Annotated in this window: 16 protein-coding genes; 5 read left to right on the top strand and 11 right to left on the bottom strand. The window is 62.3% G+C overall.

Annotated features, from left to right (window positions below):
* The first annotated feature begins 27 nt into the window (after positions 1-27).
* Positions 28-1,404, top strand: a complete 1,377-nt coding sequence (locus AC6I97_RS08975) for a 6-phospho-beta-glucosidase (RefSeq protein ID WP_497944710.1) — start codon at positions 28-30, stop codon at positions 1,402-1,404.
* A gap of 3 nt (positions 1,405-1,407) precedes the next feature.
* On the opposite strand, the gene AC6I97_RS08970 is transcribed toward AC6I97_RS08975, so the two are convergent.
* Complete coding sequence (locus tag AC6I97_RS08970; RefSeq protein WP_497944709.1) at positions 1,408-1,941, bottom strand: GNAT family N-acetyltransferase; 534 nt, start codon at positions 1,939-1,941, stop codon at positions 1,408-1,410.
* A 123-nt stretch (positions 1,942-2,064) separates the two neighbouring features.
* Here AC6I97_RS08970 and mshA point away from each other — a divergent pair, with 123 nt between their 5' ends.
* Both mshA and AC6I97_RS08960 read left to right on the top strand, forming a co-directional pair.
* Entirely contained in the window at positions 2,065-3,309 is a 1,245-nt protein-coding gene (mshA, locus tag AC6I97_RS08965; protein ID WP_224164970.1) for a D-inositol-3-phosphate glycosyltransferase, read from the top strand.
* A gap of 105 nt (positions 3,310-3,414) precedes the next feature.
* Positions 3,415-5,103: a formate--tetrahydrofolate ligase gene (locus AC6I97_RS08960; RefSeq protein WP_497944708.1), complete on the top strand. Its 1,689-nt coding sequence runs from the start codon at positions 3,415-3,417 to the stop codon at positions 5,101-5,103.
* Positions 5,104-5,194: 91 nt separating this feature from the next.
* Here the strand turns inward: AC6I97_RS08960 and AC6I97_RS08955 are convergent, their stop codons facing one another.
* From AC6I97_RS08955 to glmS, 8 genes are all read right to left on the bottom strand, one after another.
* Positions 5,195-6,280 (bottom strand): inositol-3-phosphate synthase, encoded by a 1,086-nt coding sequence (locus tag AC6I97_RS08955; RefSeq protein WP_224088285.1) that lies wholly within the window; start codon positions 6,278-6,280, stop codon positions 5,195-5,197.
* Between the two features lie 170 nt (positions 6,281-6,450).
* Positions 6,451-7,488 carry an L-glyceraldehyde 3-phosphate reductase gene (mgrA, locus tag AC6I97_RS08950; protein WP_497944707.1) on the bottom strand — a complete coding sequence of 346 codons (1,038 nt, stop codon included), beginning with the start codon at positions 7,486-7,488 and terminating at the stop codon, positions 6,451-6,453.
* Between the two features lie 69 nt (positions 7,489-7,557).
* On the bottom strand, positions 7,558-9,342 hold the full coding sequence (gene treZ, locus AC6I97_RS08945; protein WP_497944706.1) for a malto-oligosyltrehalose trehalohydrolase: 1,785 nt from the start codon (positions 9,340-9,342) through the stop codon (positions 7,558-7,560).
* A gap of 69 nt (positions 9,343-9,411) precedes the next feature.
* On the bottom strand, positions 9,412-11,724 hold the full coding sequence (treY, locus tag AC6I97_RS08940; RefSeq protein ID WP_497944705.1) for a malto-oligosyltrehalose synthase: 2,313 nt from the start codon (positions 11,722-11,724) through the stop codon (positions 9,412-9,414).
* A complete protein-coding gene (gene glgX, locus AC6I97_RS08935; protein ID WP_497944704.1) occupies positions 11,721-14,066 on the bottom strand; it encodes a glycogen debranching protein GlgX in 2,346 nt (781 codons plus the stop codon). Before glgX ends, treY begins: the two co-directional genes overlap by 4 nt.
* Positions 14,067-14,136: 70 nt before the next feature.
* Entirely contained in the window at positions 14,137-15,708 is a 1,572-nt protein-coding gene (locus AC6I97_RS08930; protein ID WP_497944703.1) for an NAD(P)H-hydrate epimerase, read from the bottom strand.
* Between the two features lie 18 nt (positions 15,709-15,726).
* Entirely contained in the window at positions 15,727-16,074 is a 348-nt protein-coding gene (locus AC6I97_RS08925) for a holo-ACP synthase (protein WP_216925115.1), read from the bottom strand.
* A gap of 4 nt (positions 16,075-16,078) precedes the next feature.
* Positions 16,079-17,962 carry a glutamine--fructose-6-phosphate transaminase (isomerizing) gene (glmS, locus tag AC6I97_RS08920; protein WP_224164977.1) on the bottom strand — a complete coding sequence of 628 codons (1,884 nt, stop codon included), beginning with the start codon at positions 17,960-17,962 and terminating at the stop codon, positions 16,079-16,081.
* Between the two features lie 144 nt (positions 17,963-18,106).
* On the opposite strand from glmS, the gene coaA reads away from it, so the two are divergent.
* A complete protein-coding gene (gene coaA / locus AC6I97_RS08915; protein WP_216925113.1) occupies positions 18,107-19,072 on the top strand; it encodes a type I pantothenate kinase in 966 nt (321 codons plus the stop codon).
* A gap of 22 nt (positions 19,073-19,094) precedes the next feature.
* The gene (locus AC6I97_RS08910; protein WP_497946997.1) at positions 19,095-19,916 is read left to right on the top strand and encodes a M15 family metallopeptidase; all 822 of its coding nucleotides are present in this window, start codon (positions 19,095-19,097) and stop codon (positions 19,914-19,916) included.
* 104 nt (positions 19,917-20,020) lie between these two features.
* Here AC6I97_RS08910 and glmM read toward each other — a convergent pair whose 3' ends face one another.
* Positions 20,021-21,385 carry a phosphoglucosamine mutase gene (glmM, locus tag AC6I97_RS08905; RefSeq protein ID WP_497944702.1) on the bottom strand — a complete coding sequence of 455 codons (1,365 nt, stop codon included), beginning with the start codon at positions 21,383-21,385 and terminating at the stop codon, positions 20,021-20,023.
* A gap of 177 nt (positions 21,386-21,562) precedes the next feature.
* The gene (gene rpsI / locus AC6I97_RS08900; RefSeq protein WP_216925110.1) at positions 21,563-22,069 is read right to left on the bottom strand and encodes a 30S ribosomal protein S9; all 507 of its coding nucleotides are present in this window, start codon (positions 22,067-22,069) and stop codon (positions 21,563-21,565) included.
* Positions 22,070-22,098 lie beyond the last annotated feature (29 nt).

The following is a 22,098-nucleotide window of genomic DNA, read 5'->3' as shown; positions in this document are numbered from 1 at the left end:
GCCTTCCGGGCTGCATAGACTCGGATCATGCGGCTCATGATCGCCGGTGGCGGCGGCTTCCGGGTACCCCTTGTGTACCGTGCCTTATGCACGGGTCCATTCGCGGGACTGGTGCACGAGGTGGTGCTCTACGACGTCGATCCCGCGCGTCTCGCCGCCATCCAGGCAGTCCTCCGCGATATGCCCACGACGGAAGGTTCCCGGCCCGCCGTCGTGATTTCAACTGACCTGGGGCAGGCACTCACCGCCACCGATATGGTCTTCGCCGCGATCCGCCCGGGCGGAACGGCAGGACGGATCGCCGACGAACGCGTGGCCCTGGATCTCGGTTTGCTGGGCCAGGAAACCACGGGTGCGGGCGGCATCTCCTACGCCCTCCGCTCCATTCCGCACATGCTGGAGCTCGCCGGGGGAATGCGGCACTATTGCCCGGATGCATGGCTCATCAACTTCACCAACCCCGCCGGGATGGTCACCGAGGCGCTGGTGCCGGAGCTGGGACCAAAGGTGATCGGTATCTGCGATTCCGCCGGCGGCCTGGTCCAACGCGCCGCACGGGCCGCCGGTTCACCCCTTCAAGAAGGAATGCTCGACGGCGTGGGCTACTTCGGGTTGAACCACCTCGGGTGGCTTTACAAGTTGGCACCCGACGGCCGGGATCTGCTGCCGGAGCTGTTATCGGATCGTGGGGCGCTCGAAAAGCTGGAAGAAGGGCGTTTGTTCGGCCAGCACATTCTGGAGAAACTCGGTTGCCTGCCCAATGAATACCTTTACTACTACTACCAAACCGAACAGGCGACGGAAGCCATCCTGAAGCAACGTGAAACGCGTGGGGCGTCCATCCACCAGCAACAGAGCTCGCTCTATCCTTCCCTTGTGGAAGCCTCGAACGCCTATGCCATGTGGGATGCGGCCCGGCGCTCCCGCGAAGAAGGCTACCTGGCCGAGGCCCGCACACATGGGGAGCACCGCGACGAGGAAGACCTCGCCGGGGGCGGCTATGAGCGTGTGGCTTTGTCCGTGATGCGGGCTCTATCCGGAGGCGGGACGGCGCAGCTGATCCTCAATGTGCCCAATTCACCCGTCGCCGGCTCTTCGGCACATGAGGCGGAAGTCGCCGTGCCCGGGCTTCCGGGGGACGCCGTCGTCGAAGTTCCGTGCGAGGTAACACCCGACGGCGCCCTGCCGCTTGCGCAGGAACGGCCAGGAGGCCAGTTCCTCACCTTGATGCGACACATCAAGGAAGTGGAACGGCTGACGGTCAGGGCTGTGCGGGATGGTGACAGGGAGGCTGCACTGCAAGCCTTTGCTGCCCACCCGCTGGTCGGTTCGGCGTCGCTGGCCGCCCAACTCCTTGACGGCTACGAGGCAGCCTTCCCGGAACTGCGCGGACTCTGGAAGTGATTTCTAGAGCTTCCGGAACATCACGTGCAGGCCGACGTACCCAATTTCAGGGTGGTCGAAGGCCTCGGGCACCGTGGCCAGGATGCGGAATCCCATGGATTGCCACAACCACACTGCCCTGACGTTGCTCTCCACCACAGCGTTGAATTGCATGGAGCGGAATCCTGCCGCTTTGGCTTCCTTTAACGAGTAGGCACACAGCGCCCGTGCAATTCCCTGGCCCGAATGCCTGGAGCTCACCATATACCCGGCGTTGGCCACATGGCTGCCGCCGCCTGACTGGTTCGCATGGAACTCGCCAGTGCCCAGCACCTCGCCTCCCGGGTGCGGCCCATCCGCATTGCGCACGGCCACGAACGTTTGGCCGGGCGCTTCCTTTAACCATTTGGCACGGGCAGCTTCTTCAGTGGTGTTGCGATCCCAAGTGAAGGTCTCCCCCTGACGGAGGATCGGCTCCATGACGGACCAGATGCCGGGCCAATCTTCGGGCGTGGCTGGGCGGATATCGAAAAGGGTTTCTTGGCTCACAGCGCACACGCTAGCAGCCTTATCCACATAGCCGGGATTGGCGCCATGTAGTGCCCGGCTTCAGGAGTAGTGTTTTCTGCAGGGCAAAAGTGGTTTGGCTTCACAAGTTGGCTTCACGGCAAGGAGGAAAGTGTGCCATTGATCCGTAGGGTGGCATTCCTTTCACTGCACACCTCCCCAATGGAACAGCCAGGGGCCGGAGACGCTGGTGGAATGAACGTCTATGTGCGGGCTTTGGCCATGGCGCTGGCCGAGTCCGGTGTGGAGGTGGAGATCTTCACCCGTTCCACCAAAGCCGGCCAGGCCGCCGTCGAGCATCCCGGACCCGGCGTATGCGTCCACAACGTGATGGCCGGACCCCGCCGGAAAGTCCCCAAGGAAGAATTGCCCGCCCTCCTCCACCAGATGGTGGAGGAGATCGATCGGATCCGGCAGCAGCAACCCCACGGCCGTTACGACATCATCCATTCCCATTACTGGGTGTCCGGGGTTGCGGGACTGGAATTGTCCGAGCTCTGGGGCGTTCCGCTGGTCCACACCATGCACACCATGGCCAAGGTCAAGAATCTTGTTCTTGAGTCCGGCGAGCGGCCCGAGCCGCGGCGTCGGGAAGACGGCGAGCAGCGAATTGTTGATGGTGCCGCCCGCCTCATCGCCAATACTCCAGCCGAGGCAGAAGAGCTTGTCTCCCACTACGGAGCCGACATCGACAAGATTGACGTCGCACCTCCCGGCGTGGACCTGAAAGTATTCACGCCATCCTTCCGTCGCAAGTCGCGCGCCCAGCGGGATGTCAGGCCGGACAGTTTCCACATACTCTTCGCAGGCCGGATCCAACGTCTCAAGGGTCCCCAGGTCTTCGTCAAAGCGGCCGGTCTCCTGCGGAAGCGCAGGCCTGACATCGATCTGGAAATGACCATTCTGGGCTCGCTCAGCGGCGCCAAGGACTTCAACCTGCAGCACATCATCGAGGAGGCCGGTCTGGCCGACGTCGTCACGCATCGCCCGCCCGTTGTAGCGCCCGAGCTCGCCAGCTGGTTCCGCTCCGCAGACGTCGTGGTGATGCCCTCGTTCAGCGAGTCATTCGGACTCGTGGCCTTGGAAGCACAAGCGTGCGGCACCCCCGTAGTGGCCACCAACGTTGGTGGGCTCTCACGCGCAATTTCCGATGGCCGGACGGGCATCCTGGTAGATGGCCACGATCCTTCCGACTGGGCTGATGCCCTCGAGGATTTGTACGACGACGTACAGACACGCGAGGACATGGGCCGTTTGGCCGCGACCCACGCCGAATCCTTTGGCTGGCAGCGGACTGCTGCGATCACCTTGGAAAGCTATCGCGAGTCTGTTGGCGGCCTGCTGGTCCCCGGGCGGTGAACCTCACGCGGTTACTGGCTGGCGCCTGATAGATTGTCGCGCACAGCGTAGGCAGGGCGCCGAGCGTCAGCCCACACAGCGTAAGCACTAAGCCGAAGGACAACGATGTCTGAAAACAAGGGCCTGAGCGATCTTGAGATAGCCCACAACGCCACCATCCTGCCCATCGAAGAAATTGCGCGACGCGCGGGCATCAACGTGGACGCACTGGAACACTATGGGCCTTATAAAGCCAAGATCACTCCGGCCAAGCTTGTGCTCCCCGAGGGCAAGGCGCCCGGCAAGGTAGTCCTCGTTTCAGCCATGTCCCCCACCCCTGCCGGCGAAGGAAAATCGACAACCACGGTCGGTCTGGCCGATTCCCTTGCACGCGCCGGCCACAAAGTGATGATCGCGCTCCGGGAACCGTCACTGGGACCCATCCTTGGCATGAAGGGCGGAGCAACCGGCGGCGGATACTCCCAGGTACTGCCCATGGACGATATCAACCTTCACTTCACCGGCGACTTCCACGCCGTCACCTCGGCCAACAACGCCCTCATGGCACTCGTGGACAACCACATCTTCCAAGGCAACCAGCTCGGAATCGACCCCCGCCGCATGACGTTCAAACGCGTCATCGACATGAACGACCGCTCCTTACGGGAAATCATTATCGGGCTCGGCGGCCCTGCCCAGGGCGTACCCCGGCAAGACGGCTTCGACATCACCGTGGCCTCCGAAATCATGGCCGTATTCTGCCTGGCCGCGGACCTGGACGACCTCCGAGCGCGCTTGGGCCGGATCACCTTCGGCTACACCTTCGACCGCCAACCGGTAACTGTTGCGGATCTTGGTGTCGAAGGTGCCCTGACATTGCTCTTGAAGGACGCCATCAAGCCAAACCTTGTCCAGACCATCGCCGGGACACCGGCACTGGTACACGGTGGCCCCTTCGCCAACATCGCCCACGGGTGCAACTCCATCATCGCAACGCGGACTGCACAGCAACTGGCAGACATCGTGGTCACCGAGGCCGGATTCGGCGCGGACCTGGGTGCCGAAAAGTACATGGACATCAAGTCGCGCATCGCTGACGTGGCGCCGTCCGCCGTCGTTGTTGTAGCAACGATCCGTGCGCTCAAGATGCAAGGCGGAGTTCCAAAGGACAAACTCAGCGAACCCAACGTGGACGCCATAGCCGCCGGAGTGGAAAACCTCAAACGACATGTTGGCAATGTCGCCAAGTTCGGCATTTCACCGGTCGTTGCCATCAACAAGTTCGCCACCGACACCGCCGAAGAACTTCAGTGGCTGCTGAACTGGTGCGCAGCGGAAGGCGTGGAAGCCGCCGTCGCCGATGTCTGGGGCCGCGGCGGCGGAGGCGACGGTGGGGATGAACTCGCGGCCAAGGTGGCAGCGGCAGTGCAGGGGCCCTCAAATTTTCACCACTTGTACCCACTGGAACTTTCTGTGGAGGACAAGATCCGGACCATCGTGCAGGAGATCTACGGCGCCGACGGCGTTGAATTTTCCGTTCCGGCACAGAAGCGGCTGGTGGACATCCAAAAGAATGGGTGGGGCGGGCTGCCCGTCTGCATGGCCAAGACGCAATACTCATTCACGGACGATGCGTCCAAGCTCGGGGCGCCAAAGGGATTCCGGGTACACGTGCGCGAACTCATTCCCAAAACGGGTGCAGGCTTCATAGTCGCCCTGACCGGAGCCGTCATGACCATGCCCGGGCTGCCCAAAGAACCGGCCGCCATGCGCATGGACGTCGGTCCCGACGGCAACCCCACTGGCCTCTTCTGACCTCCTTAAAAGCAACGCGGGGTCACTTACGGCCCATCCGATGGTCAATCATCGGCCGTAAGTGACCCCGCGTTGCTTGTGCTGTTGCGGTTTAGCGCTCGATATCGCCGCGGATGAAGGCTTCCACCTTGTCGCGGGCGATGTCGTCGTTGAACTGCTCCGGCGGGGACTTCATGAAGTAGCTGGACGCGGAGAGCAGCGGGCCGCCGATGCCGCGATCCAGGCCAATCTTGGCCGCGCGGATGGCGTCGATGATCACACCAGCGGAGTTCGGGGAATCCCATACTTCGAGCTTGTATTCGAGGGAAACGGGAGCATCACCGAAGTTGCGGCCCTCGAGGCGGACGAAGGCCCACTTGCGGTCGTCAAGCCAGGCAACATAGTCGGACGGCCCGATGTGGACGTCGTCAGCGTGAAGGTCTGCCTCAACGTTGGAGGTGACGGCCTGCGTCTTGGAGATCTTCTTGGACTCGAGACGATCGCGCTCAAGCATGTTCTTGAAGTCCATGTTGCCGCCAACGTTCAACTGGTACGTGCGGTCCAAGGTGACGCCGCGGTCCTCGAACAGCTTGGCCATCACGCGGTGGGTGATGGTGGCACCGATCTGGCTCTTGATGTCGTCGCCCACGATCGGAACACCGGCCGCAGTAAACTTGTCAGCCCACTCCTTGGTGCCGGCGATGAAGACGGGGAGAGCATTGACGAAAGCCACGCCAGCGTCGATGGCGCACTGGGCGTAGAACTTGGCAGCCTGCTCCGAACCAACGGGCAGGTAGCAAACCATGACGTCTACGTTGGCTTCGCGGAGGGCAGCAACGATGTCGACGTCCTCCTCGGGAGCTTCGACGATGGTCTCGCGGTAGTACTTGCCCAGGCCGTCAAGGGTATGTCCACGCTGAACGGTGACTCCGGTGGCAGGGACGTCGGCGATCTTGATGGTGTTGTTTTCGCTGGCGCCGATGGCGTCGGCAAGGTCCAGTCCAACTTTCTTGCTATCGACGTCGAAAGCAGCAACGAACTGAACATCGTTGACGTGGTACTGGCCGAACTCGACGTGCATCAGACCCGGAATCGTGGCCTTGGGGTCAGCGTCGCGATAGTACTGAACACCTTGGACCAGCGATGCGGCGCAGTTTCCTACGCCGACAATGGCAACACGAATCGGATGTGAAGACACGGAACTCCTTTTGAGAACTAAACCTCAGGTGCCAGGCGCAAACTCTGACTGAGCTCAGAGCACGACTGATTGGCACGGCGCCAGTTGGCGCACACTTGCATTGTAGCCAACAGAGAAGGGGCCGGCTTTGTTCCCGCCAGCCCCTTCTGTTTTATGTCTTTCCCCTGGGTTTACTCCTGCGCCCACAGATTGATGTCGGATTCGACGGCGAACTCATCGATCGCAGTCAGCTCATCAGTGGAGAACTTCAGGTTGTTGATGGCGCTCAGCGTGTCTTCAAGCTGCGAAACGCTGGACGCTCCAACAAGCGCGGATGTTACGGGAGAGCCCTTCGGCTGGTCCCGGAGAATCCATGCGATGGCCATCTGCGCGAGGGTCTGTCCACGGCCCTCGGCGATAGCGTTGAGTCCCCGAACGCGGTCCAGCTTGTCCTCCGTCAAGGCGGATTCGGAGAGGAACCGTTCCTTCGCGGCCCGCGAGTCAGCCGGAACACCGTTGAGGTAGCGGTTGGTCAGCATGCCCTGGGCAAGAGGCGAGAAGGCGATGGAGCCGGCGCCCACCTGGTCCAGTGCCTCGTAGAGGTTCGGCGAGCCATTCTCGGTCCACCGGTTCAGCATGGAGTAGCTGGGCTGGTGGATCAGCAGAGGCGTGCCGAGCTCCTTCAGGATCCGGGCTGCCTCGAGTGTTTGCTCGGGGGTGTAGGAAGAGATACCTGCGTACAAGGCTTTGCCGGACCGGACCGCGTAGTCCAGCGCCCCCATTGTTTCCTCCAATGGAGTCTCAGGATCCGGACGGTGGCTGTAGAAGATGTCCACATAGTCCAGGCCCATGCGCTGCAGGGACTGGTCAAGGCTGGAGATCAGGTACTTGCGGGATCCCCATTCACCATAGGGGCCCGGCCACATGTAGTAGCCGGCCTTGGTGGATATGACGAGCTCGTCACGGTACGGCTTGAAGTCTTCCTTTAGGTGGCGTCCGAAGTTCGTTTCCGCCGATCCATCCGGCGGGCCATAGTTGTTGGCGAGGTCGAAGTGGTTGACGCCCAGATCGAAGGCACGGCGCAGGATGGCGCGCTGTTCGTCGAACCGCCTGTCGTCGCCGAAGTTGTGCCAAAGGCCCAGCGAGATAGCGGGGAGCTTGAGCCCACTGCGTCCGACGCGGCGGTAGGGCATGGTTTCGTAGCGGTTTTCCGCAGCCGAATAAGTCATACGTACCATCCTGCCACTGCACAGATCACCGTGTTCGGGCTGTCCGCAATGTGGGCGCCGTCACCCTTTTCACTGCTCGCCTTGCTGGACGCGCACGACGGCGGCGCTCCCACCGGGCAGGGTCAGCGAACCGTCGTCGAGAGCTACTTCGGTGTCGGTTGCCAGCAGCAGGGACCCAGCCATAGGCGAATCCAACGGCTCGTCTCCAAAGTTGCACACCACGCGGATGGCACCACGGGTCAACTCCAGCCAGTGCTCGTCGTCGTCGAACTCCACCGTGGTCTCGCCGAAACCACCGTTCACAAGCTCCGGCGTATTGCGGCGCAGCTGTGCTAAATCCCGATACAGCCGCAGCAGGCGTGCGTGGTCCCCGATGCTTGGCTCGCTCCAGTCCAGCTTTGAACGCTTGAAAGTTTCGGGGTCCTGGGGGTCCGGCACAACGGCAGGGTCCCAGCCCATCCGTTCGAATTCCTTGATCCGGCCCTTCGCTGTGGCCTCCCCCAATTCCGGTTCGGGGTGGGAGGTGAAGAACTGCCACGGCGTGGAAGCCCCAAATTCCTCGCCCATGAAGAGCATGGGCGTGAAGGGCGATGTCATGGTCAGCACTGCGCCGATCGCCAACCGACCAAATGACAGTGATGCCGTGAGCCTGTCACCGGTGGCGCGGTTGCCGATTTGGTCGTGGTTCTGCAGGCAAACCACCAATGCGGAAGGATGCGCGAGGTCGTGCCGGATCGGCCGGCCGTGGTGGCGTCCCCGGAAACTTGAGTAACTGCCATCGTGGAGGAAGCCGTGCTCGAGGACCTTGGCGAGGACAGCGAGGGACTCGAAGTCGGCGTAGTATCCGGTGGTTTCACCGCTAAGGTTCACGTGGAGGGCGTGGTGGAAGTCGTCGCTCCATTGGCCTTCCAAGCCATAACCGTTGTCCTTGCGGGGATAGATCAGGCGCGGATTGTTCAGGTCCGATTCCGCGATGAGCGTCCGCGGAATGCCGGACTCCGCCTCGATCTGGTCCCCCAGCGCGCCAAAGTCCTCAAGGATGTGCACGGCACGTTCGTCGCGCAGGGCGTGCACGGCGTCCAGCCTGAGCCCGTCTACGTGATAGTCACGGAGCCACATCGCCGCATTCTCCAGAATGTACCGGCGAACCTCATCAGAGCCCGGGCCATCGAGGTTTACCGAATCGCCCCAGGTGTTCCCCTCCCCCGATTTCAGGTAGGGGCCAAATTTGGGAAGGTAGTTGCCGCTGGGTCCAAGATGGTTATAGACAACGTCCTGGATGACCCCCAAGCCAGCGGCGTGGGCGGCGTCGACGAACCGTTGATAGGCCTCGGGGCCACCGTAGGGCTCGTGGATGGCGTACCAAAGCACGCCGTCGTAACCCCAGTTGTGAACTCCGTTGAATGCGTTGACCGGCAGCAGTTCGATGAAGTCGACGCCCAAGTCGACCAAATAGTCCAGTTTCCGGGCGGCAGCGTCAAGTGTGCCTTCGGGAGTGAACGTGCCCAGGTGGAGCTCGTAGATGACGGATCCCTTGAGGCTGCGCCCCTTCCACTCGCCATCCCCCCAGTGGTAAGCGGCAGGATCGAAGGTGGCCGACAGCCCATGCACCCCGTCCGGCTGTCGCCTTGAGCGTGGATCGGGAAAGGGTCCCTCGCCGTCCACGATGTAGCCGTACGCTACCGCGTCGCCTTCGTTGCCGGTGACCTCGGCGGACGCGCGCCACCAACCGGTAGCGCCGCCGTCGTGAATTTGTTCCATCGCGTGCTCGCTACCTCCGGCGAGCAGTTTCACTGACCCGGCGTTGGGCGCCCAGACGTCGTAGCGGTTTTTTCCAGCAGCGTGCTCCAGCATCGTGTCCCCTGTGCTTGTTTTAGCTTGCGTTGCAGTGGCGGTGTTGGTGGTGTTCGTGTTTTCAGCGGATCAGTCAGTGGGCACCAGCAGGGCCACCGGGTAATGCTCCAGCAGCGTAGCGACCGCGACCGAACCGGCGTCATAAATGGTCCCGGTCAGTTCGTCATGACAGTTCACCGGCAAGTCGATAGCCGTGTCCCGCCAGCCGCCTTCGCGGGCGAGCCGCTTGGGCAGCCGCGTGCCAACGGTGACCACGCCAGGTGCGTCCGCCCCACGGTTGAAGGCAACTACGTGATCAGCGGCGGCGCCGCTCGCGTGCACGGGCTGGTAACCAGCAAACAGTTCCGGCCGGTCACGACGTAACCTGAGCGCCCTGGATACCACCAGCAGTTTGGCGGCTTCCTCTGTGAAAGCGGGCCGCGCACCAGTATCGAGTTCTGCGAGCGCCGCGATCCGGGCTTGAAAGTCTACTGGCCGCCGGTTGTCGGGGTCGGTCAATGAACCGTCCCGGAACTCTGTGCCCTGATAGACATCCGGAACGCCCGGCATGGTCAGTTGGATGAGCTTGGCCGAGAGTGAGTTCGACGTTCCAAAAGGTTCCAGTTCCTCGACGAAGTTCTCCAATGCGGCAGCGACCTCAGGGACGTCAAAAACGGCGTCGACGGCGGCAGCCAAGTGACGCTCGAAGTCCAGGTTGGGATCGGTCCAGTTGGTCGAATTTCCGGCTTCGCGGGCGGCCTTGAGCGCATACGATTGGAGGCGCCCACGGTCGGCGGGCCAAGCGCCCGCAATTGACTGCCAAACGAGGGCTGCCAGCGGACCGTCCGGGATGGGCGCCAGCTCCTGGACAGTGCCGAGGAAGAGTTCCCATTCGGGGACGGATTCGGAAATGACCGAAATCCTGGCCCGGGCGTCCTCGCTGCGCTTGGTGTCATGCGTGCTCAGCGTGGTCATGGAAAGCGGGATCTCTGCCTGACGCCGTGCCATGCGCTCATGGAACCCGTCAGGGGAAAGCGCAAATTCAGTGGGATCAGCTCCCACTTCGGTTAGCGTCCCCAAGCGTGTGTAGCGGAAGAACGCGGTGTCCTCCACGCCCTTCGCCATAACCATTCCTGAGGTCTGTTGGAAGCGACGTGCCAGTTCCCCGGTGGGATCAACCAGGAGCGGGCGCAACCCGTTCAGCACAGACAGGAGCCCGGGCCGGTGTTGCCCGGCGCGCTCTATGGCTTCTTCCAGAATCTCCTGGCCGTGCGGCAGGTAGGTCCTGTAGATGGGGAACCAACAAATAATCTCGGCCAGCGCATCGGCTACCTCGGCGCGCGGCAATTCCGGCGACTCGGGAACAAGCCGGGACAACCGGAGGATCTCGGACCTCAGGATGCCATCGGCGATGCGACGTTTGGTCCCGTGGATCATGTCCTCATAGTCAGCGGGCCGGGCTGCATCCCGCAGCCGGGCGTCGAGGGAATCCAGATATTCCTCTGCTGCGGGGTCGACGAACAGACGGTCTACGTCCGCCAGTGCGTCATACCCTGTGGTGCCTTCGCAATCAAAGGTTTCCGGCAGTTTCTCCCCCGGCTCAAGGATCTTCTCCACCAGGAGGTACGCCCCGCCTGTCTCCTTGCGAAGCCTCGCCAGATACCCTTCCGGATCGGCCAGCCCATCGGGGTGATCGATCCTGAGACCATCCACCAGCTCTTCCCGGAACCACCGCACGATTTCCTCGTGCGCCTCATCGAAGACCCACGGAACCTCGACGCGCACGCCTGCCAGCGTGTTCACTGCGAAGAAACGGCGGTAGTTCAGTTCAGCGTCCGCGCGGCGCCAGCCCACGAGTTCATAGTTCTGCCGCGCATGAACGTCCTGTGGGCTGTCTCCGGCACTGAAGCTGCCCTCGGCCAACGGGAAACGGTGATCGTAGTAGTGCAGTTCGCCGTCCACCACCGTGAGTTGTTCAAGGTCGTCATCGCTGCCGAGCACGGGGATGCGGATCTTTCCGCCACCAAAGTCCCAGTCGACGTCGAACGCTTCTGCGTACTTGGACGAGCGCCCCTCTTTCAGGAGCTGCCACCACCAGGCATTCTGTCCTGGTGAGGCGACACCCATATGGTTGGGAACGATGTCCGCGAGGATGCCAAGTCCCTTCGAGCGGGCGGCCTTGGACAACGCAGCGAGGCCCTCGGTTCCGCCCCTGGCCGGATCCACGGAGGAAGGATCCGTGACGTCATAACCGTGGTCTGAACCCTCCTCCGCTGTGAGGATCGGGGATACGTAGACCCAATCAACCCCGAGGTTGTGCAGGTACCCGGTGAGTTCCGCAGCGTCCTGAAGCGTAAAGCTCCGGCGGATTTGCAGCCTGTACGTTGAAACGGGCGTCCTCATGAATCCGCCTTCTTCGACGTACGGCGCTTCCGGGTGGGTTTTGATTCCGCAGTGGCCGCATCTCCCCCATCGGAAGAGGTGCCCGCCTCTGAGGCATCCAGTGATCGAGCGTTCGCCGACGAATCTGTCGGCAGCGAGTTCACCGCAGGTGCCGTGAGCGACGCAGTTTCGGGGGTGCTTGTCTGGCTGAGCGCAGCAAGGGAGGCGGCCACTGAATGGTCCGGCTCGGACTCGGGTGTGCTGTGGGCACGAAGCACTACCAATGACTTGGCAGCGATCATCAGGATCTGGTCTGCCTTCACGACGTCTGAATCTGCGCCTTCACCGCCGGTGTCGATCATGACGTCCCAGGCAGGGGCATATTCGTCCGACGGCACCCTGAACCCAACCTCGTCCTCGTCCGCATTGAAGTACAGCAGGAAGTTGACGTCGGTGATCCGGCGACCTTGAGTGTCGCGTCCGTGGATTCCGTCACCGTTCAAGAACACGCCAACAGAACGGCCCAACGCGGTGTCCCAGTCCGAGGGCGTCATGGTGCTGGCATCGGCATCCAGCCATACGATGTCCGGAAGCCGCTCGCCCTCGCCTCGCAGCACGGGCCGTCCATCGAAGAACCTGCTTCGGCGAAGGCTCGGGTGTTTGGCCCTCAGGGCGCTAACAGCAGCCGTGAACTCCACCAACGGCTGGTCAACGTTATCCCAATTGATCCAAGTGAGCTCGGAGTCCTGACAGTAACCGTTGTTGTTACCCTGCTGCGTCCTTCCAAGTTCATCGCCGTGCAGGAGCATGGGGACGCCCTGTGACAGGAAAAGCGAGGCGATGAAGTTCCTCTGTTGTCGGGCCCTGAGGCCCAGAACCTTCGGATCGTCCGTGGGGCCCTCAACGCCACAGTTCCACGAACGGTTGTGCGATTCGCCGTCGTTGTTGCCCTCACCGTTGGCCTCGTTGTGTTTCTCGTTATACGACACGAGGTCGGCCAACGTGAAGCCGTCGTGGGCAGTGACGAAGTTGATCGAGGCCACGGGCCGGCGACCCGAGTGCTCGTAGAGGTCGGCGGAGCCTGTCAGACGCGAGGCGAATTCACCAAGGGTGGAGGGCTCTCCCCGCCAGAAGTCGCGGACAGTGTCCCGGTATTGGCCATTCCATTCCGTCCATTGGGGCGGGAAGTTTCCCACTTGGTATCCACCCGGACCAACATCCCACGGTTCGGCGATGAGCTTCACTTGGGACACAACAGGGTCCTGCTGGATGAGTTCGAAGAAGGTGGAAAGCTTGTCCACGTCATAGAATTCGCGGGCCAGCGTGGACGCGAGATCGAACCGGAACCCGTCCACGTGCATCTCCGTCACCCAGTAGCGGAGCGAGTCCATCAGCAGCTGGAGTGAATGGGGGCTCCGGACATTCAATGAGTTCCCGGTGCCTGTGTAGTCCATGTAGTACTTTTGGTCGTTCTCCACCAGGCGGTAGTACGCGGAGTTGTCGATGCCCTTGAAGGACAACGTGGGCCCCAGATGGTTGCCCTCGGCCGTGTGGTTGTAAACGACGTCCAAAATGACTTCGATCCCGGCGTTGTGCAGGGAACGCACCATGGCCTTGAAGTCCTGGACCTGCTGGCCTGTATCGCCCTTGGAGCTGTAACTGTTGTGCGGGGCGAAGAAGCCGATGGTGTTGTAGCCCCAGTAGTTGTTCAGGCCCTTATCCTGCAGGATGCCATCGTTGACGAACTGGTGCACGGGCATGAGCTCGATCGCAGTAATACCCAGCTTTTGAAGGTGGGAAATGACTGCGGGGTGGGCTACACCTGCGTAGGTTCCGCGCTGTTCCTCGGGAACTTCCGGGTGCAGCTGGGTAAGTCCCTTGACGTGGGCCTCGTAGATGACCGACTTGTGGTACGGAATCTTCAGGAGTTTGTCGCCGTCCCAGTCGAAGAAGGGGTTGATGACCACGCCCAGCATCATGTGCGGTGCGGAGTCAGCGTCATTCCGGGAGTCCGGGTCCCCCATGTTGTAGGAGAACAGGGCCGGGTCCCAATCGATCTGACGATGGATGGCCTTGGCGTACGGGTCCAGCAACAGCTTGTTGGGGTTGAACCGTTGGCCGGCGTCGGGGTCGTAGGGTCCGTGCACCCGATAGCCATATTTCTGTCCGGGTTGGACTTGCGGCAGGTAGCAGTGCCACACGTAGCCGTCTACCTCGGTGACATCTACGCGGACTTCCCCGCCGTCGTCGTCGAAGAGGCACAGCTCCACTTTCTCGGCCTTCTCGCTGAACAGCGCGAAGTTGGTGCCGGTCCCGTCAAAGGTGGCTCCAAGCGGATAGGCCGATCCAGGCCAGACTTCCATGCGTTCTCCTCTGGGTGATGCGGATAACTTGCTGCAAGCCTACTCATGACCCCCGACACGGACAGTAACCTTACGGTCTTGTAGGGTCGTATTCCGCAGTCAGCGAACCTACGACGCGCGGTACAGCCGCCATGATCGCTGACGCTGTAAGGGGGCCACCATCAAAATAGTTCGACGCGATCGAGCCAGCGCGGCCGTGAACGCTGGCGGCGACCGCCGCCACAGCAGCCCAGCGGTCGTCCAGTTTCAAGCCCAGGGCTGCGTACGCGCCGTCGTCGTCCCTGACAGAGTCCACAGATTGCGCCAGCAAGGCTCCCAGGATGCCTGCAAGGACATCGCCGCTGCCTGCAGTCGCCATCCAGGCAGTGCCCTCGGACTGGCTGAAAACAACGCCCGACGGCGAGGCCACCAGTGTGGTGGCACCCTTCAGCAGGACTGTGGCACCGGTTTGCGCGGCTGCTTGCCGTACGAAGTGCAGCGGCCGGGACTCGACGTCCTCACGGGTCACGGCAACCTCGCCGGTGGACGGAAGGGCTGCAAGGAGCGTCGCCAGCTCCCCGGCGTGCGGGGTGAGGATCCAATGGGCGGGACAATGCTCGGGCAGGATACTCAAGGCTCCGGCGTCGACGACGACTGGCAATTCAGCGTCAAGCGCCAACCCTGCGGCATCCTTGGCACGTCCGAGTTGGTCCTCCCCGTCGACGCCGGGACCAAGCAACCACGCCTGGACCCTGCCGGGATCCCCGGTCTCCCACAGGGCCTCCGGAGTCCGGGTCAAAACCTGGCGTGCCGCAGATTCCGGTCCTACATAGCGGACCATGCCTGCGCCAGCCACGGCTGCCGCATGGACGGTTAGTACAGCCGCCCCGGCAAAACGAGGCGAGCCAGCGACAACGCCCAACACGCCACGGGAGTATTTATGGGAGCGGCGGCCCGGCTTGGCGAGCAAAGACTTCAGGTCCGGGGCCTCAAGCCGACGCAACTCAGGGGTATCCAGGGAGTCTTCGATCCCAATCGGTACCAGCACCGCGCGCCCCGCACAGCCTTCGCCGGGGTCCGTCATCAGCCCGGCCTTGATGCCACCGAAAGTCACTGTGACATCGGCATCCAGCACCGGCCAGTGGACTTCGCCCGTATTGGCATCCAAACCGCTGGGGAGGTCGCACGCCACCACGCAACGCGGCTTCAGCTCCTGAAGGGAAGCAACCAACTCAGCCGAAGCATCACGCAATCCGCCGCGCGCGCCGGTGCCCAGGAGGGCGTCGATAATGACATCGTCGCCAGCGCACAGGACAGCAAGTTCTTCGGCGTTTCCGGAATCCAATCGCAGCACGCGGCCACCTGCCGACTGAAAAGCCGCCAGAGCCTCGGTATGGACTTCCGCTGAGGCGAGTACCGCCGTCGTCCGCATGCCGCGGCGGGCAAGCATGGAAGCCGCGAAGAGTCCGTCACCGCCGTTGTTGCCCTTGCCTGCCAGGACCGTGACGCTGGCACCGGTCAGCTTGCGCCTGGCCTTGACCACGCGCACCACTTCCTGCGCCAAGCCGTAGGCGGCCCGTTGCATGAGAACAGCGCCCTCACCGGAGTCCAGGAGCGGTTGTTCCGCATCCCTGATCTGTTGTCCGGTGAAGGCGCTGATCATCGTTATATAAAGGTCCGTTTAGCCCTCGGCGAGGACATACGCCGTAGCGATGCCGCCATCGTGGCTCATGGACAGGTGCCAGCGCTTGACGCCCTTGGCATCGGACACGGCCAATACCGTTCCTTTGACCTGGACGGTAGGACCATTCTGGTCAAGACCAATCCAGCAGTCCTGCCAGTTCATGCCAGCGGGAGCACCCAGGACCTTGGCTACTGCTTCCTTGGCAGCGAAACGCGCAGCGAGTGACCTGGTGTTGAGTTCACGCTCCGCAGGAACGAAAAGTCTGTCCCGCAGTCCGGGGGTCCGCTCCAGTTGCCGGGCGAACCGCTCGATGTCTACGACGTCTACTCCAATGCCAACAATCATGCGGTTATTCTACGGTCACGCTCTTGGCGAGGTTACGCGGCTGATCGACGTCGTAACCCTTTGCCCCGGCCAGTTCAGCAGCGAAGATCTGCAGTGGCACGGTGGTGAGCAGCGGCATGAGCAACGTGGGCGTCTCCGGGACGTAGAAGACGTGCTCTGCGTAATCCTTGACCGACTCGTCGCCTTCCTCAGCAATGACCAGGGTGCGTGCACCACGTGCGCGGACTTCCTGGATGTTGCTGACAACCTTGGAGTGCAGGGAGTCACGACCACGCGGGGACGGGACAACCACGAAAACCGGCTGGCCGTCGTCAATCAGGGCGATCGGTCCGTGCTTGAGTTCCCCGGCAGCGAAGCCCTCAGCATGGATGTAGGCGATTTCCTTGAGCTTCAAGGCGCCTTCCAGCGCAACCGGGAAGCCAACGTGGCGGCCCAGGAACAAGACGGACTTTTCGTCCTTCATGCTGCGGGCCAGTTCACGCAAGGGGCCTGCGTTGTCCAGGATCTTCTGAATCTTGGCCGGGATCTTGTTCAGGTCAGCGAGGACGTCCTTGATCTGGCCGGAGAAGATGTTTCCACGCAGCTGGGCCAGGTAAAGACCAAGCAAGTAAGCGGCAGTGATCTGGGCGAGGAACGCCTTGGTGGATGCCACAGCGATCTCCGGACCAGCGTGGGTGTAGAGCACGGCGTCGGATTCGCGCGGGATGGTGGAACCGTTGGTGTTGCAGATGGAGATCGTCTTAGCGCCCTGTTCGCGGGCGTAGCGGACGGCCATGAGCGTGTCCATGGTCTCGCCGGACTGGCTGATGGAAACCACCAGGGTGTTGGCGTCCACGATCGGGTCGCGGTAACGGAACTCGTGTGCGAGCTCCACTTCCGTGGGGATGCGGCACCAGTTTTCAATGGCGTACTTGGCCACCAGGCCAGCGTAGGCTGCGGTTCCGCATGCCAGAACGATGATCTTGTCAACCTGCTTGAGGAGCTCAGGATCGATGCGGACTTCGTCCAGCGTCAGCTTTCCGTTGAGGTCCGAGCGTCCCAGGAGAGTCTGGGCCACAGCATCGGGCTGGTCGTGGATTTCCTTCTCCATGAAGGAGCTGAAGCCACCCTTTTCGGCAGAAGCCGGGTCCCAGTCAACGTGGTATTCCTTGCCTTCGGCGGGAGCACCGAAGAAGTCGGTGATCTCCACGGAGTCCGCGGTGATGGTGACGATCTGGTCCTGGCCGAGTTCCACGGCGCGGCGCGTGTAGTCGATGAAGCCGGAGACGTCCGAGCCGAGGAAGTTCTCGCCGTCGCCAAGGCCGACCACGAGCGGGGAGTTACGACGGGCGGCCACGACGACGTCGGGCTGGTCCGCGTGGACGGCGAGGAGGGTGAAGGCACCCTCGAGACGCTGGCAGGCCAGGCGCATCGCCTTGGTGAGGTCGCCGCCGTTGCCATTGAGTTCGTTGCGGAAGATGTTGCCAACCAGGGCGGCAGCCACTTCGGTGTCGGTTTCGGACTCGAACGTGACGCCCTTGCCCAGCAACTCCTGCTTGAGCTCTGCGAAGTTTTCGATGATGCCGTTGTGAATCAGCGCCAGACGCCCCCCGTCGGAAAGGTGGGGGTGTGCGTTGCGGTCGGTGGGGCCGCCATGCGTGGCCCAACGGGTGTGGCCAATGCCGGTCAGGGATTCAGGAACCGGGTTTGCTTCCAGTTCACTGATCAGGTTGCTCAACTTGCCGGACTTTTTACGGGACGAGATGGTTCCATCAGCCACCACTGCGACGCCGGCGGAGTCATAGCCGCGGTACTCAAGACGACGCAGCCCCTCCACGACGACGTCAAGGGCGCTGTGACCAGCTGCCTTACGAGACGAATTGCCAACATAGCCTACGATTCCACACATGGGTATAAGCCTAACGGCTAGGTCAAACAACTGATGTGGGACGTCCCCCCTTCCGCTCTTGTCTCTGACGCGTTAATCACTCAGAATTCACCCTCACGTCGTCCCGCATTTCCTGATCCGCCGGGCTAAGGGCAGAATCAGAACGTGACTTTGCAACGCACCGAAGCAAACGGCGACGGCGCTTCCCCCTTTGTTGAGCTGGACCGCCAAACGTGGTCCCGGCTGGCAGCACAGATGGAGCAGCCCCTCAACGAAGAGGACATTTTCCGCCTGCGGGGCCTCGGCGATCCCCTGGATATGAAGGAAGTGCGGGAGGTGTACCTCCCCCTTTCGCGGCTTCTGCACCTCTACGTCGAAGCTTCACATCAGCTTCACGCGGCGACAACAACGTTCTTGGGCGAGCAAACACAGCGCACCCCGTTCGTGATCGGCGTGGCCGGTTCCGTTGCTGTTGGAAAGTCCACCATCGCCCGCGTGCTTCGTGAAATGCTGCGGCGCTGGCCGGGAACACCGAACGTGGAACTCATCACCACGGACGGCTTCCTCTACCCGTTGGCCGAATTGAAGCGCCGCCATTTGCTGGAACGTAAAGGTTTCCCGGAGTCCTACGACCGCCGGGCGCTGTTGCGTTTTGTGTCGGAAATCAAAGGTGGAGCCGAGGAAGTCCGGGCACCGTGGTACTCCCACGTCACCTACGACATCGTCCCGGGCAAGGAAGTCGTAGTGCGCCGGCCTGATGTGCTGATCGTGGAAGGCCTCAACGTTCTGGCCCCTGCCAGGCCCCGCATGGATGGCAAGCAGGGACTTGCGCTGAGCGACTTCTTTGATTTCTCCATCTACGTTGACGCCAAGACTTCCTATATCGAGGAGTGGTACGTGGACCGGTTCCGAAAGCTCCGCAGTACAGCCTTCGCGCAGCCGGAGTCCTACTTCCACCGGTACGCCACACTGTCCGACGAAGATGCCGAGTCAACAGCCCGCGGCATCTGGAAGCGCATCAACGAGCCGAACCTCGAAGAGAACGTGCTCCCCACCCGTGGCCGCGCCCAGCTGGTACTTACCAAGGACGCAGACCATTCCATCCGTCGCATGCTTTTGCGGAAGGTCTAACGTGGACACCCAACCCCGGCCGATGCCCAGCCGGAGGGCATTCGCGGGACTCCTCACAGTTGGCGCAGGCCTGGCCGCCCTGACGGCCTGCACTCCGGATGGCCCCTCCCCGTCCCCTGCCGGGGCTTCGGCGACGCCGTCCGGCGCTGCCTCGAGCGCCACGCCAACCCAAGTCACTGCCGTTACGCCCGCTGCCGCTACCGAGCCTTCCAGCGCACCGCCCTCACACGCCGCAGCCAGGCAATTCTCGCTGACCGATCCAGCGAGCCCTTGGGTGGTGGTCAACAAGCACAGGCCGTTGAACCCTCAAAACTATGTGCCGGCGGATTTAGTTCAGCCGAACATCCGGCTCGCCGTCACTGGCGAAGCCACACTGATGAACAGCACGACGGCGGCTGCCGCAGAGAAGATGTTCGGCGCAGCGGCGGCCGAAGGCGTCATCATGGCATTGGCGTCCGGCTACCGTTCCTATTCCACCCAGGTCACCACTTACAACGGCTACGTCACCAACAGTGGCCAGATTGCAGCCGACCGGGCCTCCGCACGCCCGGGTCATTCGGAACACCAAACGGGCTGGTCCTTTGACATAGCCGACGGCGGGGGTGCCTGCAGTTTCCAGCCCTGCTTCGCCGAGCAGCCCGCGGCTATTTGGGCCAAAGCCAACGCGCATCAATTCGGTTTCATCGTCCGCTATCCATGGATGTTCCACGAAACAACCGGATACTTTTACGAGTCCTGGCACCTGCGCTACATCGGCGTAGAAGCAGCGACGGAGATGAACACCCGAGGCATTGCAACACTTGAGGAGTACTTCGGGTTGGAAGCAGCGCCGGACTACCTGTAGCGCAGGTCCTTATAAAGCCGGTCCGTTTAAACCAGTACGGCCCGCTCCCTGGTAATCCGGTCAAACCGGTAATGCAGGAAAGCGGGCCGAAGCTGTTTGGGTTCTTAGACAGCCAGTTCGCTGGGAGCGCTCAGGCGTTCTTTGACCACGGCAGCCAGGCTGTTGCAAATCCGCTCGGCCGTTTCCATGTCCGCTGCTTCCACCATGACGCGGACCAGGGCCTCGGTCCCGGACGGGCGGAGCAACACACGGCCGGTTTCACCCAGTTCGAGTTCAGCAGCGGCTACTGCTGCAGCCACGCCTTCGTCTGTGGCGGCACGGGCCTTGTCCACGCCCTTGACGTTGATCATGAGCTGCGGGAGCTTGGTCATCGCCGTTGCGAGTTCCTTCAAGCTACGGCCCGTGAGTGCCACCTGCGCAGCGAGCTGCAGCCCGGTGAGTACGCCATCGCCGGTGGTTGCGTAGTCGGAGAAGATCACGTGGCCGGACTGTTCGCCGCCCAGGTTGTAGCCGCCGTCGCGCATTTCCTCCAGCACGTAACGGTCGCCAACAGCGGTTTCGCGGATGGTGATGCCGGCATTGCGGAGGGCAATCTTGAGTCCGAGGTTGCTCATGACCGTGGCAACCAGGATGCTGTCCTTGAGCTTGCCCGCTTCATTGAGTGCCAGCGCCAGGATCGCCATGATCTGGTCGCCATCTACTTCGTTGCCTTCGTGGTCTACAGCGAGGCAGCGGTCGGCGTCGCCGTCGTGGGCAATGCCAAGGTTCGCGCCGTGCTTGACCACCGCTTCCTTCAACGGACCCAGATGGGTGGAGCCCACGCCGTCGTTGATGTTCAGGCCGTCCGGCTCGGCGCCAATGACGACGACATCCGCGCCGGCGTCCTTGAACACCTGCGGCGAACAACCACTCGCCGCGCCGTGGGCGCAGTCCAGGACAACCTTCAGGCCCTCGAGGCGCTTGGGGAGGGTGCCGAGCAGGTGGACAATGTAGCGGTCCTCAGCGTCGGAGAAGCGCTGGATGCGTCCGACGTCGCCGCCCACGGGTCGCTGGGGCTCTTTGCCCAGCTGTGCTTCGATGGCGTCCTCGACGTCGTCGGGCAGCTTCTGGCCGCCTCGGGCGAAGAACTTGATCCCGTTATCAGGGGCCGGGTTATGGGAGGCCGAGAGCATCACGCCGAAATCGGCGTCGAGGTCTGCCACCAGATAGGCCGCAGCCGGGGTGGGCAGCACCCCGGCGTCATAGACGTCGATGCCGGAGCTGGAGAGCCCCGCTTCGACGGCGGCGGCAAGGAACTCGCCACTCGCTCTGGGGTCCCGGGCGACTACGGCGCGTGGCCGCTTGCCATCGGTTGTGCGGTCATGGCCGAGTACGACGGCGGCGGCCTGGGCCAGCTGCATAGCCAGCTCGGCGGTGAGCAATCCGTTCGCGAGACCGCGCACGCCATCTGTTCCAAATAATCTAGACATCGGCTCAAGTTTAGACGACGACGGGACACCACCCGTCCAGCAGCGTGTCGGAAGGTCATGTGCGCAGGTCACATCCGCCTCTCAGCTTGCATCTTCGAACTGCTTGAAGTGCAACTTCTTAAACGGCGAAAGCCCGCCCCGCCGAAACGGCGGAACGGGCCTTCGAGTAAGCGCAGATTAACGCTTGGAGTACTGCTGAGCCTTGCGTGCCTTCTTGAGACCAGCCTTCTTACGCTCGATGACGCGGGCGTCACGGCGCAGGTAACCGGCCTTCTTGAGGGTGGCGCGGTTGTTGTCGACGTCGATCTCGTTCAGCGAGCGGGCCACACCGAGGCGCAGTGCACCGGCCTGGCCGGAGATGCCACCGCCGTGGATGCGGGCGATGACGTCGTAGGCGCCTTCAAGATCAAGGATCTTGAAGGGCTCGTTGACGTCCTGCTGGTGCAGCTTGTTCGGGAAGTAGTTCTCCAGCGTGCGGCCGTTGATGATCCACTTGCCGGAACCCGGGATGACGCGAACGCGTGCAACGGCTTCCTTGCGGCGGCCAACAGCGGCACCGGCAACGGTCAGTGCCGGGCGCTCCTTCTTGGGCGCATCTTCAACAGATGTGCTTTCAGAGGTGTAGCTGGTGAGGGTTTCCTCAGCCTCGACGGCTTCGGCGGTCAGTTCTTCGTTCTGAGCCACGGTTCTCCTTGTAATGAAAAGTTGTTTGG

The sequence above is a fragment of the Arthrobacter sp. TmtSoilC48 genome (assembly GCF_059739425.1).
This window is presented reverse-complemented; position numbering and strand designations above follow the sequence as displayed.